Source organism: Mesorhizobium sp. LSHC412B00 (assembly GCF_000503035.1).
Lineage (GTDB): Bacteria > Pseudomonadota > Alphaproteobacteria > Rhizobiales > Rhizobiaceae > Mesorhizobium.
Window position 1 is genome coordinate 355,408 of record NZ_AYWB01000003.1, and the last position, 14,187, is coordinate 369,594.

Below are 14,187 nucleotides of genomic sequence, written 5' to 3' on the forward strand. Positions count from 1 at the left end.
AAACGAAAGTGGCCTTTCACGCGGCGTGTTGCGCCAGGCGACATTGCCCTGACGCAACTAGGTTCCGGGATGCGGCTCCGTGCCGTCTTTTTCGCCGCCGAAGCCGTGCATATAGAGCGCCCATTGCAGTCCGATGACGGCGCCCTTGACCGGTTGCAGCAGAGCGACCGACAGCACGATCGTCAACGGCACCCAAATGGCGATGTGCTGCCACATGGAGAGCGTCGACGTCGCCTCGACGCCCATGAAGGCGCCGAGAACGATGTGGCCGACGATGACGATGACGAGATAAGCGGGCAGGTCATCGGCGCGGTGGTGGTGGAACTCCTCACCGCACACGGCGCATTTGTCGACGCTCTTGGTGAAGCCGGCGAACAACCTGCCTTCGCCGCAATGCGGGCAGCGGCCAAGGGCGCCGCGCTTCATCGCCGTCCACAGCGGGCGGGCGACTCGGCCCGAATGATGTTCGCCGCCGAAAACCTGCTTCTGGATTCCCATTTCGCTTGCCATTATCGTCTCCTGCCGCGCGACCCCGGGCGCGATTGCGACGCGCGGGCGCGGCCTTTTGCCTTGTGAAACGACCGTTTGGAGCCGGGCAGGGGCTTCGGGTCGGTCAGCATCTCGAAACGCATCGCCCCGGCCATAGGCGCCACCTCGATCAGGCGAACCTCGACGCGGTCGGCAAGCTGATAGCCCTTGCCGGTGCGTTCTCCGAACAGCGATCGCGCGGTTTCGTCATATATATAGTAATCGCCATCCAGACTTGACACCGGGATGAAGCCATCTGCGCCAAACTGCGGCAATTGGACAAATAGTCCCGATTTGGTGACGCCCGAAATGCGGGCGTCGAAGCGGTCGTCGATGCGCTCGGCGAGGTAGGCAGCGATCAGCCGGTCGACGGTGTCGCGCTCGGCCGCCATGGCGCGGCGCTCGGTGCCGGAGATCAGCACCGCGACGTCTTCCAGCCGCGTCTCTTCGTCCTGCGTCAACCCGCCGGGGCCGAGCCCAAGTGCGGCAATCAGCCCGCGATGCACGATCAGATCGGCATAGCGGCGGATCGGCGAGGTGAAATGCGCGTAGCGCTTCAGGTTGAGGCCGAAATGGCCGATGTTCTTGGGCGAATATTCGGCCTGACTCTGCGAGCGCAGCACCACTTCGTTGACCAGCCCCTCATTGTCGGCGCCACGCACGCGCTCGAGAATGCCGTTGAACTGGGCGGGCCGCATCTGCGCGCCACGCGCCAGCGACAGGCCGAGCGTCTGCAGGAACTCGCGCAGCGATTCCTGCTTGGCCAGCGACGGCGCATCGTGGACGCGGTAGACCAGCGCCTGCTTCTTCGCTTCCAGCGTTTCGGCGGCGGCGACATTGGCCTGGATCATGAATTCTTCGATCAGCTTGTGGGCGTCGAGCCGCTCCGGGATGATGACGCGGTCGACGGTGCCGTCCGGCTTGAGCAGGATCTTGCGCTCCGGCAGATCAAGCTCGAGCGGCTGGCGGCCATCGCGGCCGCGCTTGAGGATGGCGTAGGCGTCCCACAGCGGCTTCAGCACCGTGTCGAGGATCGGGCCGGTCTTGTCGTCAGGAAGGCCGTCTATCGCGGCCTGGGCCTGCGGATAGGCGAGCTTTGCCGCCGATTTCATCATGACGCGGTGGAAGGTGTGACGCAGCTTGCGGCCATCGGCGGCAAAAATCATGCGCACGGCAAGCGCGGGACGGTCCTGGCCTTCGCGCAGCGAGCACAGGTCGTTGGAGATGCGCTCTGGCAGCATCGGCACGACGCGGTCGGGGAAATAGACAGAATTGCCGCGTTTCAGCGCCTCGCGATCGAGTGCGGTGCCATAGCCGACATAGGCCCCGACATCGGCGATCGCCACCGTGGCGATCACGCCGCCCGGGTTCTTCTCGTCGAGGTCGGGCGTGGCGAAGACGGCGTCGTCATGGTCCTTGGCGTCGGCCGGGTCGATGGTCACCAGCGGCAGGTCGCGCCAGTCCTCGCGGTGAGCAAGCGTCGCCGGTTTTACCGCCTCGGATTCGGCGATGACGTCGGCCGGGAAGATATGCGGAATGTCGTGCGCGTGGATGGCGATCATCGAGACCGCCTTTTCGCTGGTCAGCGAGCCCAGCACCGCCAGCACTTTTGCGCGCGGCAAACCATACCGGGAGGCCCGCGCGGGCTCGACCTCGACAAGGTCGCCGTTCCTGGCGCCGTTCTGGAATTCCTTGTCGACGATCAGTTCGGGCTGGCGACGTTCGACCGGCTCGATGCGGAAGGTGCCGTCCCTCAGGATCCGGAAGACGCCCAGCACGGCATCTGTCCGCTTCTCGAAAATCTTCATTACGCGGCCCGTATAGGCAGGCCCGGTCGCCTCGTCGGTCGGGAAGGTCTTGGCCAGCACACGGTCGCCAATGCCAGGCTGCGGGCCATTGCCGCCGCGGGAGACGCGGATCGAGATCACCGGCGGTTCGCCGGTGCCGACGGCCTCCGCCGGATGCGCCAGCAGAATACCGTCGCCGTCGCGGCCGAAAATGTCGAGCACGGCGACATGGGGCAGGGCGCCGACACGGGCCAGCCGCTTGCGCTCCTTGGTCAGGATGCCTTCGTCCTGCAGGTCGCGCAGAATGTCCTTCAGCCAGATGCGGTCGTCGCCGCGCAAGGCAAACGCCTTTGCGATGTCGCGTTTTCCCGCGCGGTCGGGGTTCTCGGCGATGTAGCGCAGGATTTCGTCACGCGAGGGCCTGTAGTCGTCCTTGACTTTGGCCCTCGTGTCGGCGGTGCGCGGATCGCCGTGGCTTCTACCGGTGATCCTGCGCGCCACGCTGCTATCCCTTTTTCTTCGCCGCCGGCTTCTTGGTCGCCGACTTCTTGGCTGTGGTTTTCTTGCCAGTGGTTGTTTTGGCAGTGGTTTTCTTGGCTGTGGGGGCCCGGGCGGCTGCCGCCTTGCGGAACGGCTTCTTGCCGCCGCCTTTGGCTTCCTTCTCGGCAATCAGCGCCACCGCGTCCTCGACGGTCACCGACTGCGGATCCTTGCCCTTGGGCAGTGTCGCGTTGACCTTGCCGTAGTTGACATAGGGCCCGTATTTGCCATCGCGCACGACGATCTTGCCGCCGCCATCGGGATGGTCGCCGAGTTCCTTCAGCGCCGCCGCAGTGCCGCCATTGCGGCCGCCCTTGCCCTTCAGCTGCTTCTCGGCGATCACGGTGACAGCGCGGTTGAGGCCGATCGAGAACACATCCTCTATGCTGTCGACATTGGCATAGGTGCCATCATGCAAAACGAATGGACCATAGCGGCCAAGCCCGGCGGAGATCATCTTGCCGGATTCAGGATGCTTGCCGATATCGCGCGGCAGCGACAGCAGCGCCAAGGCCTTTTCATGGTCGATCGAGTCGGGCGTCCAGCCCTTGGGCAGGCTGGACCGCTTGGCTTCCTTGCCGTCGCCGCGCTGGATATAAGGACCGAAGCGGCCTGAGCGCAGCGTGATTTCCTCTGCCGTGTAGGGATCGTTGCCGAGCACCTTGGTGCCGTCCTCGCCGCCGCCATTCTCGCCATTCGGGTTGGCGGCATCGCCGAGCTGGCGGGTAAAGGAACATTCCGGATAATTGGAGCAGCCGACGAAGGCGCCGAACTTGCCGAGTTTCAGCGACAGATTGCCGGAGCCGCATTTTGGGCAAATGCGGGGATTCGAGCCATCCTCCCGCGCGGGGAACACCAGCGGCGCCAGTTCCTCGTTCAGCGCATCGAGCACGTCGGTGACGCGCAGTTCCTTGATGTCGGCGACGGCGCCGGAAAAATCTTTCCAGAAGTCGCGCAGCACGTCCTTCCAGGCGAGCTTGCCGTCGGAAATCTCGTCAAGTTTTTCCTCGAGTGAGGCCGTGAAGTCATATTCGACATAGCGCTCGAAGAAGCTTTCGAGGAAAGCCGACAGCAGCCGGCCCTTGGCCTGCGGCACCAGCCGGCGCTTGTCGATGGTGACGTAGTCACGGTCTTCCAACGTCTTCAGGATCGCGGTGTAGGTCGACGGACGGCCGATGCCGAGCTCTTCCAGCTTCTTGATCAGCGACGCCTCGGAGTAGCGCGGCGGCGGCTCGGTGGTGTGCTGGGTGGCATTGATCGCCTGACGGGCCAGCTGCTCGCCGGCACGGATCTCGGGCAGACGACGGTTTTCCTCGTCTTCGGCGTCGTCGTCCTTCTGGTCGGTGTAGGCGGCGATGAAGCCGTCGAAGCGAACGACGGAACCGACGGCGCGAAGCTCCGCGGTGCGAGCGCCATTGACCGCCTCGATTTCGACCGTGGTACGCTCGATCTCGGCCGACTGCATCTGGCTGGCGATGGCGCGCTTCCAGATCAATTCGTAAAGCCGCAGCTGGTCGGAATCGAGATACTGCCTGACCGAAGCCGGCGTGCGCATGAAATCGGTCGGGCGGACCGCCTCGTGCGCTTCCTGGGCATTCTTGGCCTTGGCTGTGTACTGGCGCGGCTTTTCCGGGAGGTATCTTGGGCCGAATTCCTTGGCGATGGTGTCGCGGGCGGCGTCGATCGCCTCCGGCGCCATCTGCACGCCGTCGGTTCGCATATAGGTGATCAGGCCGGTGGTCTCGCCGCCGATCTCCATGCCTTCATAGAGGCGCTGCGCCACTTGCATGGTGCGCGTCGCCGAAAAGCCGAGGCCCGACGATGCCGCCTGCTGCAGCGTCGAAGTGGTGAAGGGCGGGCCAGGATTGCGCCGCGTCGGCTTGGCTTCCACCGACAGAGCCTTGAAGGTCGCGCCTTCGAGCATGCCCTTGATATCGTCGGCCTGCGCCTTGCTGGCGATGTCGAGCTTCTGCAGCTTCTTGCGCTCGAACGCGGTCAGCCGCGCCTCGAAGCTGTCGTTACGTGGCGTGCCGAGGAGGGCAGCGATCTGCCAGTATTCCTCGCGGACGAAACGTTCGATTTCGGATTCGCGGTCGCAGACCAGGCGCAGCGCCACCGACTGGACGCGGCCGGCGGAACGGGCGCCCGGCAATTTGCGCCACAGCACCGGCGACAGCGTGAAGCCGACGAGATAATCGAGTGCGCGGCGAGCCAGATAGGCATCGACCAATGGCGCATCGATCTGGCGCGGATTGGCCATCGCTTCCAGCACCGACGACTTGGTGATGGCATTGAAGACGACGCGGCTGACCGGCTTGTCCTTCAACACGCGCTTCTGCTTGAGCACCTCCAGCACGTGCCAGGAAATGGCTTCGCCCTCGCGATCCGGATCGGTGGCGAGGATCAGGCCATCGGCATCCTTGACCGCGTTGGCTATGTCGGTGAGACGCTTTCCGGACGCGGTGTCGACCGCCCAGGACATGGCGAAATCCTCGTCGGGACGCACCGAACCATCCTTGGCCGGCAGATCGCGGACATGGCCGAACGAGGCCAGAACCTTGAAGTTCTTGCCGAGATACTTGTTGATTGTCTTTGCCTTGGCCGGCGATTCGACGACGACGACGTCCATGAGGTCTCATATCAGCTGTGGGGCGGCAGAAGAATTCCGCTGCGTGACGCATTCAATTGGTCGCTCACATGGCCGCGCTTTTGCGATCGGTCAAGGGCAAGCGGCCAAAATGCGGAGGCGTGTGCCGCAATACACTCTTAGAGTGTATGGAGAAGATCACAAAATTTTTGTCTGGGACGGTTCGTGTTTCGAGCCACCGGGAAAGGCGCCGCGACCAGTTCGTGCTGCGCGTAAATGCCGAACTGGTCGCCGGGTCGCTTGGAGCCGGCGGCCAGCCGAGTCCCGCCGATGGGGTGCGGGATAGAGGTTCGGACGATCAGTCGGCCTTGACGATGTGCCAGACTTCGCCGACGCCGTCGCCCGTGATGTCACCGGCCTTCTTGTCCTTGATGAAGGTGTAGACCGGCTTGCCGTCATAGGCCCACATCTTGGTGCCGTCGGTGCGGTCGACGATGGTCCATTCGTCGTCCGCCTTAGCGCCGTCCTCGGCCTTCAGCGGCGGCCAGTTGGTGGCGCATTTGTCGTAGCAGTTGGTCTTGCCCTTCTCGTCCTTGTCATAGGTATAGAGCGTCATGCCATTGGCATCGGTGTAGATCTTGGTGCCACCGACTTCGGCTTCCTTCCACGCTTCGGCGGCGAAGGATGCGGCGGTGCTGAGCAGAAGGGCGGCCAGGCCGACGGTGATCGTTTTCATGGAAATCTCCCTGGTGATCCGACGAAGCGCGCAGAAATCGCGGCTTCGCTCTGTGAACGCTCGGCGAGGGACATTTCTTCCCCGGCTTGGTCAACTTGGGATTGGCCGCCAACAATTCGTCCGCCGGACCGTATCTGTAGCCAAATGCCACACGATGGTGATTGGCGAACACGGGTTTGCACCGCTATATCGGCGCCAGGGAATCTGGAGTTCTGGAATGCCATTGGACGTCGGCTATGTCAGCGCGGTCGGAGCGGGGGCGATCTCGTTCCTGTCGCCTTGCGTGCTGCCGCTGGTGCCTCCCTATCTCTGCTACATGGCCGGCGTGTCGGTCGACGATTTTCGCGGTGACGATGCCGGCGTCACGGCCAAGGCCGGCGCCCGCGGCGCGCTCATCTATTCCTCGCTCGCCTTCGTACTCGGTTTCTCCACCGTGTTCGTGGCGCTTGGCGCCGGCGCCTCGACCATCGGCCACTGGCTGCGCGTCTGGCAGGAGCCGCTGGCGATGGCTGCCGGGGTGCTGATCATCCTGATGGGGCTGAATTTCCTCGGCATCCTGCGCATCCCGCTTTTGTCGCGCGAGGCGCGCTTCCAGTCGCAGGGCAAGCCCGCCAGCATGGTCGCCGCCTATGTCATGGGGCTGGCCTTCGCCTTTGGCTGGACGCCGTGCATCGGCCCGGTGCTGGGGCCGATCCTGACCTTGGCCGGCGGCCGCGAGACGGTGGGCGAGGGCGCTCTTCTGCTTGCCGCCTATTCGCTTGGCCTCGGCATTCCGTTCCTGATTGCTGCCCTGTTCTCCGGCGCCTTCATGCGCTTCCTCGGCAAATTCCGCGTCCATCTCGGCCGCGTCGAAAAGGCGATCGGCGCGCTGCTGGTCGTCGCCGGGGTGTTCTTCCTCACCGGCGGCGTGCAGACGGTGTCCTATTGGCTGCTGGAGACCTTTCCGCTGCTGGGCCGGCTGGGGTAGAGATCCGCTGATCGAGAGTGAACTGCCTCATCACCTCACCGGAATTTAACCCCATTGGTGCAGCATGGCGCCAGATGCTACCACTCTGCGATTCCTGATCCCATTCATACGGTTGTCCTTCCATGAGCCAGAGATCCTGCTTGTCCGTCATTCTCGCCGCCGGTGAAGGCACGCGCATGAAGAGCGCGATGCCGAAGGTGCTGCACCAGATCGCCGGACTGCCGATGGTCGCCCATGTGGTGAAAGCGGCCGAGGCCGCCGGCGCCCGCAGCCAGGCGCTGGTGATCGGCCATGGCGCCGATGATATGCGCAAGGCGGCGGCGAAATTCGCGCCCAAGGCCGAGACGTTCGTGCAGGAGAAGCGGCTCGGCACCGCGCATGCCGTGCTGGCCGCACGCGGTGCAATATCAAGGGGTTATGACGACATTCTCGTGATGTTCGGCGACACTCCGCTGATCGATGCTGAAGCCCTGGTGACCGCACGGCGAAAGCTTGCCGATGGCGCGGCCGTCGTGGTGATCGGTTTCCGTCCGCTCAGCCCGGCCGGCTATGGCCGGCTGATCGAAAAGGGCGGCAAGCTGACTGCCATCCGCGAAGAGAAGGACTGCTCCGCCGAGGAAAAGAAGATCGGCTTCTGCAATGCCGGCATGATGGCGGTGGCCGGCGCTCATGCGCTCGAACTGCTCGACAAGGTCGGCAACAAGAACGCCAAGGGCGAGTTCTATCTCACCGACATCGTCGAGATCGCCAGCGCGCAGGGCGTAGATGTCGTTGCCACCGAAACCAGCTTCGAGAGTGCGCTAGGCATCAACAACCGAGCCGAACTGGCGCAGGCGGAAGACATCTGGCAGACGCGTCGCCGGCACGAGGCGATGCTGTCGGGCGTAACGCTGATCGCGCCGGAGACCGTGTATTTCTCGCACGACACCGAAATCGGCGCCGACACGATCGTCGAGCCCAATGTCTGGTTCGGCCCGGGCGTGAAAATTGCAACCGGGGCCAAGATACACGCTTTCAGCCACATAGAGGGCGCCACCATCGCCTCCAATTGCGACGTCGGTCCGTTCGCGCGGCTCAGGCCTGGCGCCGATCTGAGGCAAAAGGCCAAGGTCGGCAATTTCTGCGAGGTCAAGCAGGCGGTCATCGAGGAGGGCGCCAAGGTCAATCATCTGACCTATATCGGCGATGCCCGTGTGGGCGCGGGGGCCAATATCGGCGCCGGCACCATCACCTGCAACTATGATGGTTATTCAAAGTTCTTCACCGATATCGGCGAGGGTGCCTTTGTCGGCTCGAACTCGTCGCTGGTGGCGCCGGTTTCCATCGGCAAGGGTGGCTACATCGCCTCGGGCAGCGTCATCACCGAAAGCGTGCCGGACGATGCGCTGGCCTTCGGCCGCGCCCGCCAGAAGACCATTCCCGGGAAAGGCAAGGAATTGCGCGAGCGCTTTGCCTCGGCCGCGGCGGCGAAGAAAAAGGCCGGCACCGACCATTAACCGCCGAAGCAATTGAACAACCGAGGAATTGCGGTAACCGGATTGCAAGAGCGGTGTGTCATGGTGCATCGGGTTGAGAAGCGTTCCGTTACACCAGACGAAATGCAAAGTGACTTTCGCGGCGGGCCGGCAATCCCTAGATAACGCTGGTTTTCCATCGGGACTGGTTTTCCAGGTGAATCGGGGGCAGGCGCATGTGCGGTATCGTCGGAATTGTCGGCCAGAGCCAAGTCGCGCCGCTCATTGTCGATGCTTTGAAGCGGCTTGAATATCGTGGCTATGACTCCGCCGGAGTCGCCACCGTCGAGAAAGGTGCGCTCGGCCGCCGCCGCGCCGAAGGCAAGCTCATCAACCTCGAACGCCGGCTGAAGGAAGAACCGCTCGACGGCACCATCGGCATCGGCCACACGCGATGGGCGACCCATGGCGTGCCCAACGAGACCAACGCCCATCCGCATTTTTCCAACGGCGTCGCCATCGTTCACAACGGCATCATCGAGAATTTCGCCGAGTTGCGCGATGAGCTGATCCGCGACGGCTATTCCTTCTCGTCGCAGACCGACACCGAGGTCGTAGCGCATCTGGTGGCGCGCGAACTCGCCAAGGGGTTGAAGCCGATCGAGGCGGCGCATCAGGCGCTGAAGCGACTGGAAGGCGCCTTTGCTCTGGCCATCATGTTCACCGGCGACGAGGACCTCATCGTCGGCGCCCGCAATGGCCCTCCGCTGGCCGTCGGCCATGGCGATGGCGAGATGTTTCTGGGCTCCGACGCCATCGCGCTGGCGCCGTTCACCAATTCCATCACCTACCTCGAAGACGGCGACTGGGCGGTGGTGCGCCGCGATGGCGTCACCATCTTCGACATCGACGGCAAAGAGGTTGCCCGCAAGCGCCAGCAATCACTGTCGACCAGCTTCATGGTCGACAAGGGCAACCGCCGCCATTTCATGGAAAAGGAAATCCATGAACAGCCGGAAGTGATCTCGCATACGCTGGCGCACTATGTCGATTTCGTCTCTGGCGTGTCGAAGCCGCTGGAACTGCCGTTCGACTTTGCCAAGATCGGCCGGCTGGCGATCTCGGCCTGCGGCACCGCCTATCTAGCCGGCCTGATCAGCAAATACTGGTTCGAGCGCTATGCGCGGCTGCCGGTCGACATCGATGTCGCCTCGGAATTCCGCTACCGCGAAATGCCGTTATCGGCGGATGATGCCGCCTTCTTCATCTCGCAGTCCGGCGAAACCGCCGACACGCTGGCCTCGCTGCGCTATTGCCGCAAGGCGGGCATGAAGATCGGCGCCATCGTCAATGTGCGCGAATCGACCATGGCGCGCGAATCCGACGTCGTGCTGCCGACGCTGGCCGGGCCGGAGATCGGCGTCGCCTCGACCAAGGCTTTCACCTGCCAGCTTTCGGTGCTGGCCTCGCTGGCGGTGCGTGCGGGTGTGGCGCGCGGCACGATCTCGAAGGATGAGGAAAAGACGCTGGTGCGCGCTCTTTCGGAGGCGCCTCGCTACGCCAACCAGGTACTGAAGCTCGAAGAGCAGATCGAGCGCATCGCGCGCGAAATCTCGCGCTACAAGGACGTGCTCTATCTCGGACGCGACACCAATTTCCCGCTGGCCATGGAAGGCGCGCTGAAACTCAAGGAAATCTCTTACATCCATGCCGAGGGTTATGCCGCGGGCGAACTGAAGCACGGGCCGATCGCGCTGATCGACGAGAACATGCCGGTCATCGTCATCGCGCCGCATGATCGCATCTTCGAAAAAACCGTGTCGAACATGCAGGAAGTGGCGGCGCGCGGCGGCAAGATCATCCTGATCACCGACGCCAAGGGCGCGGCGCAGGTCAGCGTCAAGACGATGGAGACGATCATCCTGCCCGACGTGCCGGAAATCATCTCGCCGATCATCTATGCGCTGCCGATCCAGATGCTGGCCTACTACGCCGCCGTGTTCATGGGGACGGACGTCGACCAGCCGCGCAACCTGGCGAAATCGGTGACGGTGGAGTAGTCGGCGCTCATCGGGGGTCTAAAAAACTTCGCAGTTCCAAAGCGCCGTCCGCTTCACTAGTGTGGCGCTGCAACCCGCGTCCCCGGTGAACCATGTCCGATGCTCCCAGAACTTCAGGCATGACCCGGCTGAGGAACTATTTCCTCACAGGCTTTATCGTCTGCGCGCCGCTGGCGATCACCGCCTATATCGCCTGGTCGTTCGTCGGCTGGGTCGATTCCTGGGTGAAGCCGTACATTCCGGCGCGCTACAGCCCCGACACCTATTTGCCGTTTCCGGTGCCCGGCTTCGGCCTGATCGTGGCGCTCGTGCTGATCACGCTGATCGGCTTCATGACCGCCAACATCGTCGGTCGCGCCATCGTCAATTTCGGCGAACGGCTGCTTGGCCGTATGCCGCTGGTGCGCGGCATCTACGGTTCGCTGAAGCAGATTTTCCAGACGGTGCTGTCGAACAAGGGCGATATGTTCCGCCAGGTCGGGCTGGTCGAATATCCGCGAAAAGGCGTCTGGTCGCTGGTCTTCGTCGCCAGCGAGAAGGAAACCGAGATCAACCAGAAGCTCGACCATGCAGGCGACCCGATGATCGCCGTGTTCATGCCGTGCACGCCGAACCCTACCACCGGTTTCCTGATGTACGTGCCGAAATCCGACATCGTGCTGCTCGACATGACGATCGAGGACGGCGCCAGGCTGATCGTCTCGGCCGGGCTGGTGGCGCCCGAAGTCAAGCCGAAAATGGTGACTATGAACGGCCAGCCGATCGACGGAGATCTCGCCAACCCGCCGCTTGGCGGGCTGATCGCCGAGGGCGCTCAGCCGGCGCGCAAGAGCCGTACGGCCTCGTCGCGGCCGAACAAATAGAGCAGCAGGCGCAGCGCCTCGCCGCGCTCAGACTGTAGTTCCGGGTCGCGCGACAGGATCAGCCTTGCATCGTCGCGGGCTGCTTCGAGCAAGTCGGCGTGCACCTCGATGCGCGCCACCTGGAAGCCCGGCGTGCCGGACTGGCGGGTGCCGAGCAATTCGCCTTCGCCGCGCAGCTTCAGATCCTCTTCGGCGATCAGGAAACCGTCCTCGGTCTCGCGCATCACCGACAGCCGGCGTTTTGCCGTCTCGCCGAGCGGGTCCTTGTAGAGCAGCACGCAGGAAGAAGGCTTGTCGCCGCGCCCGACGCGGCCGCGCAGCTGGTGCAGTTGCGCGAGACCAAAACGTTCGGCATGCTCGATGACCATGATCGTAGCGTCCGGCACGTCGACGCCGACCTCGATGACGGTGGTGGCGATCAGGATGCGGGTTTCGCCGGCCTTGAAGGCGCGCATCGCCTCGTCTTTTTCAGCCCCCTTCATGCGGCCGTGGACGAGGCCGATGCGATCGCCGAACAAGGGCTGCAGCGAGGCAAAACGGTCCTCGGCCGACATCAGCTTGATCTCTTCGGATTCCTCGACCAGCGGGCAGATCCAGTAGATCTTCTGGCCGTCGGCAACGGCATCCAGCATGCGCCCGACCAGTTCGTCCAGCCGTTCCAGCGGCAGCGTTACGGTGCGGATCGGCTGGCGGCCGATCGGTTTTTCCGTCAGCTTGGAGACGTCCATGTCGCCGAAGGCGGTCAGCACCAGAGTGCGCGGGATCGGCGTCGCCGTCATCACCAGCATGTCGGGGGCGTCGCCCTTGGCGGTGATGGCAAGCCGCTGGTGGACGCCGAAGCGGTGTTGCTCGTCGACCACGGCAAAGACGAGGTCGTGATAGGTCACCGTTTCCTGGAACAGCGCATGGGTGCCGACGACGATGTCGATCTCGCCGCTGGCGAGACCTGATAGCGTTTCAGTGCGTTCGCGGCCCTTTTCGCGGCCGGTCAGGATAGCGACGCGCAGGCCGGCCTGTTCGGCCAGCGGCGTGATTGTCGCCAGATGCTGGCGCGCCAGGATTTCGGTCGGCGCCATCAAGGCCGCCTGGCCGCCGGCCTCGACTGCGCGCCCCATGGCCAGCAGCGCCACCACCGTCTTGCCGGACCCGACATCGCCTTGCAGCAGGCGCAGCATGCGCTCGGGGTCGGCCAGATCGGCATTGATTTCGGCAAGCGCGAATTCCTGGCTGCCGGTCAATGAATAGGGCAGGGCTGCGCGCAGTTTCTCGACGATGCGACCGTCGCCGATGAGCGGCCGGCCCGACAGCCGGCGCACTTTTGCCCGCACCAATGCCAGCGAGACCTGGCCGGCGAGAAGCTCGTCATAGGCAAGGCGGCGCCATGCCACCCCCTCGATGGCGACATCGATCGGGTCCGCGGGATAGTGGATGCGGGCGAGCGCGTCGGCGAAGGCGGGGAAAGTCTGCTTGCGCATGAAGGCGCCGTCCTGCCATTCCGGCAATTCCGGCAGCCGGCCGAGCGCCTGGCCGATGGCGCGGCGCAGCACCTTGCCCGACAGGCCGGCGGTCAGCGGATAGACCGGTTCGACCAGCGGCAGTGTTTCCGCCTCGCTCACCAGGGCGATATGGTCGGGATGGACCATGGTCGGGCGGCCGTTGAACCACTCCATGCGGCCGGAGACGACGACATGCTCGCCCACCGGCATCGCCTTTTCGAGATAGGCGGCATGGGCGTGGAAGAAGATCAGGCCGATCTCGCCGGTGTCGTCATGGGCATAGACGCGGTAAGGCACCGACCGGTTGCCGCGCGGCGGCGGCTGGTGGCGGTCGATGCGCACGTCGAGCGTGACGATGGCGCCGGCCGGCGCAAGCGCGATGCCGGGACGATTGCGACGGTCGATGACGGTGTGCGGCAGCACGAACAACAGGTCGCCCGCGCGCGCCGGCCGTTCGCCGAGATCGGCCGCCACCACCTTCTCGATCAGAGCGCCAACCTTGGGGCCGACGCCGGCAAGCGAAGTGATGGGGACGAAGAGAGGGTCGAGGAGGGAGGGGCGCATGCCTTTACCCTCCCCCCTGTGGGGAGGGTCGATCCGCGAAGCGGAGCGGGGTGGGGGTAGGTACGCGTCTAACTTTCGAGGAAGTCGGTAGGTCAGCGCCGCACCCCCACCCCGTCTCACTCGCTTCGCTTTGCGAAGCGTGCTCGCCGACCCTCCCCACAAGGGGGAGGGTGAAGTGCGGGCGGTGTCCGGCACCAGCGTTGTCAGGAGTGTTCTTCACACCCGGGATGTTTAGCCGCCCACCCGTGCGTTGCAAGGCTGACACCGCCCTCTATCCACGCTATATGCGCCGCACCAAGCAAGGATGCGGCACGATGACCGGGACGAAACGATCAAGCGAGGGGCTGGATATCAGGCGCCGCAAGCTGTTGTTCCGCTCCTGGCATCGCGGGATGCGCGAGATGGACCTTATCCTCGGTACGTTTGCCGACAACGAGATCGGCGCCTTGACCGGCGATGAAATCGACCAATATGAAAGGCTGCTCGACATCCCCGACACCGAATTCCTGCCCATGGTCACCGGCGAACGCCCGGTTCACAGGAATATCGACTGTGCCGTCCTGCAAAAGATCCTGGCATCGCGCCGGACCATGACATTTTAAACG

The 14,187-nt window shown here is 64.0% G+C and carries 10 protein-coding genes; 5 read left to right on the forward strand and 5 right to left on the reverse strand.

What is annotated here, in order from left to right:
• Positions 1-57: 57 nt before the first annotated feature.
• The 4 genes from X757_RS156470 to X757_RS156455 all read right to left on the reverse strand — a co-directional run bounded on the left by X757_RS156470 (position 58) and on the right by X757_RS156455 (position 6,178).
• On the reverse strand, positions 58-510 hold the full coding sequence (locus tag X757_RS156470) for a DUF983 domain-containing protein (protein ID WP_031194788.1): 453 nt from the start codon (positions 508-510) through the stop codon (positions 58-60).
• Complete coding sequence (rnr, locus tag X757_RS156465; protein WP_023725727.1) at positions 510-2,816, reverse strand: ribonuclease R; 2,307 nt, start codon at positions 2,814-2,816, stop codon at positions 510-512. Before rnr ends, X757_RS156470 begins: the two co-directional genes overlap by 1 nt.
• A 4-nt stretch (positions 2,817-2,820) precedes the next feature.
• A complete protein-coding gene (gene topA, locus X757_RS156460) occupies positions 2,821-5,484 on the reverse strand; it encodes a type I DNA topoisomerase (protein ID WP_023725728.1) in 2,664 nt (887 codons plus the stop codon).
• A 316-nt stretch (positions 5,485-5,800) separates the two neighbouring features.
• Positions 5,801-6,178, reverse strand: coding sequence for a hypothetical protein (locus X757_RS156455; RefSeq protein WP_023725729.1), 378 nt, complete (start codon positions 6,176-6,178; stop codon positions 5,801-5,803).
• A 217-nt stretch (positions 6,179-6,395) separates the two neighbouring features.
• On the opposite strand from X757_RS156455, the gene X757_RS156450 reads away from it, so the two are divergent.
• From X757_RS156450 to X757_RS156435, 4 genes are all read left to right on the forward strand, one after another.
• The gene (locus tag X757_RS156450; protein ID WP_023725730.1) at positions 6,396-7,145 is read left to right on the forward strand and encodes a cytochrome c biogenesis CcdA family protein; all 750 of its coding nucleotides are present in this window, start codon (positions 6,396-6,398) and stop codon (positions 7,143-7,145) included.
• A 122-nt stretch (positions 7,146-7,267) separates the two neighbouring features.
• Positions 7,268-8,641, forward strand: coding sequence for a bifunctional UDP-N-acetylglucosamine diphosphorylase/glucosamine-1-phosphate N-acetyltransferase GlmU (gene glmU / locus X757_RS156445; RefSeq protein ID WP_023725731.1), 1,374 nt, complete (start codon positions 7,268-7,270; stop codon positions 8,639-8,641).
• A gap of 194 nt (positions 8,642-8,835) precedes the next feature.
• On the forward strand, positions 8,836-10,659 hold the full coding sequence (glmS, locus tag X757_RS156440) for a glutamine--fructose-6-phosphate transaminase (isomerizing) (protein ID WP_023701181.1): 1,824 nt from the start codon (positions 8,836-8,838) through the stop codon (positions 10,657-10,659).
• 92 nt (positions 10,660-10,751) lie between these two features.
• Complete coding sequence (locus X757_RS156435) at positions 10,752-11,522, forward strand: DUF502 domain-containing protein (RefSeq protein ID WP_031193123.1); 771 nt, start codon at positions 10,752-10,754, stop codon at positions 11,520-11,522.
• On the opposite strand, the gene recG is transcribed toward X757_RS156435, so the two are convergent.
• Positions 11,474-13,582: an ATP-dependent DNA helicase RecG gene (gene recG, locus X757_RS156430; RefSeq protein ID WP_023688323.1), complete on the reverse strand. Its 2,109-nt coding sequence runs from the start codon at positions 13,580-13,582 to the stop codon at positions 11,474-11,476. The two genes, X757_RS156435 and recG, sit on opposite strands and share 49 nt — an antisense overlap.
• 314 nt (positions 13,583-13,896) lie before the next feature.
• Here recG and X757_RS156425 point away from each other — a divergent pair, with 314 nt between their 5' ends.
• On the forward strand, positions 13,897-14,184 hold the full coding sequence (locus X757_RS156425) for a succinate dehydrogenase assembly factor 2 (protein ID WP_023725732.1): 288 nt from the start codon (positions 13,897-13,899) through the stop codon (positions 14,182-14,184).
• The last annotated feature ends 3 nt before the right edge of the window (positions 14,185-14,187 follow it).

Coding starts and splice junctions, on each gene's coding strand:
- glmS (WP_023701181.1), top strand. CDS start 8,836: ATGTGCGGTATCGTCGGAATTGTCGGCCAGAGCCAAGTCGCGCCGCTC.
- topA (WP_023725728.1), bottom strand. CDS start 5,484: ATGGACGTCGTCGTCGTCGAATCGCCGGCCAAGGCAAAGACAATCAAC.
- X757_RS156425 (WP_023725732.1), top strand. CDS start 13,897: ATGACCGGGACGAAACGATCAAGCGAGGGGCTGGATATCAGGCGCCGC.
- recG (WP_023688323.1), bottom strand. CDS start 13,582: ATGCGCCCCTCCCTCCTCGACCCTCTCTTCGTCCCCATCACTTCGCTT.
- glmU (WP_023725731.1), top strand. CDS start 7,268: ATGAGCCAGAGATCCTGCTTGTCCGTCATTCTCGCCGCCGGTGAAGGC.
- X757_RS156470 (WP_031194788.1), bottom strand. CDS start 510: ATGGCAAGCGAAATGGGAATCCAGAAGCAGGTTTTCGGCGGCGAACAT.
- X757_RS156450 (WP_023725730.1), top strand. CDS start 6,396: ATGCCATTGGACGTCGGCTATGTCAGCGCGGTCGGAGCGGGGGCGATC.
- X757_RS156435 (WP_031193123.1), top strand. CDS start 10,752: ATGTCCGATGCTCCCAGAACTTCAGGCATGACCCGGCTGAGGAACTAT.
- X757_RS156455 (WP_023725729.1), bottom strand. CDS start 6,178: ATGAAAACGATCACCGTCGGCCTGGCCGCCCTTCTGCTCAGCACCGCC.